Origin of the sequence: Pseudomonas sp. EGD-AK9, assembly GCF_000465935.2 — a bacterium.
Taxonomy (GTDB): domain Bacteria; phylum Pseudomonadota; class Gammaproteobacteria; order Pseudomonadales; family Pseudomonadaceae; genus Aquipseudomonas.
Map to the genome: position 1 here is coordinate 1 of NZ_AVOF01000341.1, position 3,384 is coordinate 3,384.

General features: G+C 70.1%; 4 protein-coding genes and 1 pseudogene. 4 read left to right on the forward strand and 1 reads right to left on the reverse strand.

Annotated elements, in window-relative coordinates; genetic code table 11:
* On the reverse strand, nt 1-806 hold an 806-nt coding region (locus N878_RS15625; RefSeq protein ID WP_021444553.1), incomplete at its 3' end, for a zinc ABC transporter substrate-binding protein.
* 66 nt (nt 807-872) lie between these two features.
* On the opposite strand from N878_RS15625, the gene zur reads away from it, so the two are divergent.
* The 4 genes and pseudogenes from zur to N878_RS15645 all read left to right on the forward strand — a co-directional run.
* Entirely contained in the window at nt 873-1,358 is a 486-nt protein-coding gene (gene zur / locus N878_RS15630) for a zinc uptake transcriptional repressor Zur (RefSeq protein WP_021444554.1), read from the forward strand.
* Entirely contained in the window at nt 1,355-2,143 is a 789-nt protein-coding gene (znuC, locus tag N878_RS15635) for a zinc ABC transporter ATP-binding protein ZnuC (RefSeq protein ID WP_021444555.1), read from the forward strand. The genes zur and znuC overlap by 4 nt, the downstream gene beginning before the upstream one ends.
* Nucleotides 2,143-2,931, forward strand: coding sequence for a zinc ABC transporter permease subunit ZnuB (gene znuB, locus N878_RS15640; protein ID WP_021444556.1), 789 nt, complete (start codon nt 2,143-2,145; stop codon nt 2,929-2,931). The genes znuC and znuB overlap by 1 nt, the downstream gene beginning before the upstream one ends.
* A 122-nt stretch (nt 2,932-3,053) precedes the next feature.
* Nucleotides 3,054-3,384 (forward strand): annotated as a pseudogene (locus tag N878_RS15645) (hypothetical protein); the annotation flags it as partial.

Sequence of the window (3,384 nt, forward strand, 5' to 3'; positions counted from 1 at the left end):
GGGCGCAGCGGCGGCTCGCTGAACACGCAGCTAGGACCGGCCTGCTGCAGGCGCTGGCGCATGGCGGCGACGTGGCGGGCGCCGGGTTGCACCTCGCCGAGCACGCTGAACACGCCGGCGTGCTTGAGCCCGTAGGCGGCCTCGAAGTAGTCGTAGGCCTCGTGGAAGACGAAATAGGGCTTGTCGGCGATGCTCGCCAGCTGCGGGCGGATACGGCCATCCAGTGCATCCAGACGGGCTTCGAAGGCCTGCAGGTTGGCGGCGTAGCGCGCAGCATTGGCGGCGTTGAGATTGGCCAGGTCGGCGGCCATGCGCGCGGCGATCACCCGGGCGTTGGCCGGCAGCAGCCAGAGGTGGGCGTCGAGGCTGCCGGGGCGATGGTCGTGGTCATGGCCCAGGCCGTCGTCCGCCTGATCATGGCCATGCTCGTCGTGCTCGTGCTCGTGCTCGTGCTCGTGCTCGTGCCCAGCATGGCTGTCGCCGAAATGACGCAGGCTCAGGCCGGGCAGTTCCTGCACCGCCACGTCCGGCTTGTCGCGCCCATCCAGCACCCGCGGCAGGAAGCCTTCCATGTCCGGGCCGATCCAGTACAGCAGGTCAGCCTCGCGCACCCGGCGCACGTCGGACGGACGCAGCGCATAGCGATGCGGCGAGGCGCCGGGGGGCAGCAGCACGTCGGGCACGCCGACGCCGTCCTGCACCGCCGCGGCGATCAGTTGCAGCGGCTTGATGCTGGTGAGCAGGCGCACCTCGGCCTGGGCATTGGCGACGAACAGCAGGGCAACGAGACAGAAAAGACGCGACACGGGGCATACTCGGGCGGGATTGAACGGGTAATATAATAACGTCTCCAGCCCGCGCCGTCCTTGCCCATGACCGACACGCCCCTGGCCTCGCGCCCCCACGACCACTCCCGCTGCGTCAGCCATGCCCTGGCCGAGGCCGAGTCCATCTGCACGCGCCAGGGCCTGCGCCTGACCGCCCTGCGCAAGCGCGTGCTGGAACTGGTGTGGGCCAGCCACAAGCCGCTCGGCGCCTACGACATCCTCGGCGTGCTGAGCGACGAGGACGGCCGCCGCGCCGCGCCACCGACCGTCTACCGGGCGCTGGATTTCCTCCTGGAAAACGGCCTGGTGCACCGCATCGCCTCGCTCAACGCCTTCGTCGGCTGCAGCCACCCGGAACACGCGCACCAGGGCCAGTTCCTGATCTGCCGCGCCTGCCATGCCGCCATCGAGCTGGAACAGCCGAGCATCAGCCAGGCCATAGTCGAGGGCGCCGCCGGGGTCGGCTTCGCCGTCGAAGCGCAGACCGTGGAAGTGGTCGGCCTCTGCGCCGGCTGCAAGGACAAGGCATGAACGAGGCGCTGATCCGGCTGGAGCAGGTGAGCGTCAGCTTCAACGGCCAGGCGGTGCTGGAAGACGCCCATCTGAGCGTGCGCCCGGGCGAGATCGTCACCCTGATCGGCCCCAACGGCGCCGGCAAGACCACCCTGGTGCGCGTCGTCCTCGGCCTGCTGCAGGCCGAGCGCGGCAGCGTCTGGCGCAAGCCGCGCCTGCGCATCGGCTACATGCCGCAGAAGCTGCACGTCGACGCCACCCTGCCGCTGTCGGTGCTTCGTTTCCTGCGCCTGGTGCCGGGTGTCGACCGCACCCGCGCGCTGGCCGCGCTGGCCGAAGTCGGCGCCGAACAGGTGATCGACAGCCCGCTGCAGGGCATCTCCGGCGGCGAGCTGCAGCGCGTGCTGCTGGCCCGCGCGCTGCTGCGCGAGCCCGAACTGCTGGTGCTGGACGAGCCGGTACAGGGCGTCGACGTCGCCGGCCAGGCCGAACTGTACCGGCTGATCTCGCGCCTGCGCGAGCGCCACGGCTGCGGCGTGCTGATGGTCTCGCACGACCTGCACCTGGTGATGAGCGCCACCGACCAGGTGGTCTGCCTGAATCGCCATGTGTGCTGCTCCGGCCACCCGGAACAGGTCAGCTTCGATCCCGCCTTCATCGAGCTGTTCGGCCAGGACGCCAAGAGCCTGGCCGTCTACCACCACCATCACGACCATGACCACGACCTGCACGGCAGCGTGGTCAAGCCGGGCCTGACCATCCACGGCCCGGCCCACGTCCACGGCCCGGACTGCAAACACTGATGCCCGATTTTCTCCTCAACGCCCTGCTCGCCGGCCTGGCGCTGGCCCTGGTGGCCGGCCCGCTCGGCTCCTTCGTGGTGTGGCGGCGCATGGCCTATTTCGGCGACACCCTGTCCCACGCCGCCCTGCTCGGCGTGGCCCTCGGCCTGATGCTCGACGTCAGCCCGACCCTGGCGGTGACGGTCGGCTGCGTGCTGCTCGCCGTGCTGCTGGTGACCTTGCAACAGCGCCAGCCGCTGGCTTCGGACACCCTGCTGGGCATCCTCGCCCATAGCACCCTGTCATTGGGGCTCGTCGTGCTGAGCTTTATGCACGAGGTGCGCATCGACCTGATGGGCTACCTGTTCGGCGACCTGCTCGCCGTCGGCCCAGCCGACCTGGCCTGGATTCTCGGCGGCAGCGCGCTGGTGCTGGTGCTGCTGGCGCTGCTGTGGCGGCCGCTGCTGGCGATCACCGTGCACGAGGAGCTGGCACGGGTCGAGGGCCTGCCGGTGGCGGCCATCCGCCTGGCGCTGATGCTGCTGATTGCCGTGGTGATCGCCGTGGCAATGAAGATAGTCGGCGTGCTGCTGATCACCTCGCTGCTGATCATCCCCGCGGCCGCCGCCCAGCGCCACGCGCGCACCCCGGAGCAGATGGCCCTGGGCGCCAGCCTGCTCGGCCTGGTGGCGGTGTGCGCCGGGCTCAGCCTGTCCTGGTTCCAGGACACCCCGGCCGGGCCGTCCATAGTCGTCAGCGCCGCCGCACTGTTTCTCGCCAGCTTCGCCCTGCCCAAGCGCAACGCCTGATAGCGCCCTCGCCCCTGCGTAGCCCGGATGCCATACGGGCCAGAGCCTTGCCGATCGGCGTGAATTCGCCGGTGCAACCCTGTATGATTGCGCGTTTTTTGCACAATCCGAGACGCACAGTCATGAAGTCGTTCGTTTTCCGTGGTTTCCCCCTGCTGCTGGTTCTGTTCCTCGCTGGCTGCCAGCAGGCCCCGCAGCAGCCGCTGCCGCCGGTCGACGAGCTGGTGCTCGCCCTGCGCCAGCTCGACCTGAGCCTGGCCGAGGAGCGGCTGGACGATGCCCAGACCCAGCTCGCCGCCCTCGAGCGCAGCGCCGCCGGCGACACCCGTCTCGAGCAGTACCGCCGCCAGCTGGCCGACGCCTATCTGCAGCAGGGCCGCGAAGCCCTGCAGCAGGGCGATCTGGATCGCGCCGCCAGGGCCCTCGGCCAGGCGCGCAGCCTGCTGCCGCAGG

Bases quoted from the DNA above. Each gene is read 5' to 3' on its own strand.
- zur (WP_021444554.1), top strand. From the start codon at position 873: ATGACCGACACGCCCCTGGCCTCGCGCCCCCACGACCACTCCCGCTGC.
- znuC (WP_021444555.1), top strand. From the start codon at position 1,355: ATGAACGAGGCGCTGATCCGGCTGGAGCAGGTGAGCGTCAGCTTCAAC.
- znuB (WP_021444556.1), top strand. From the start codon at position 2,143: ATGCCCGATTTTCTCCTCAACGCCCTGCTCGCCGGCCTGGCGCTGGCC.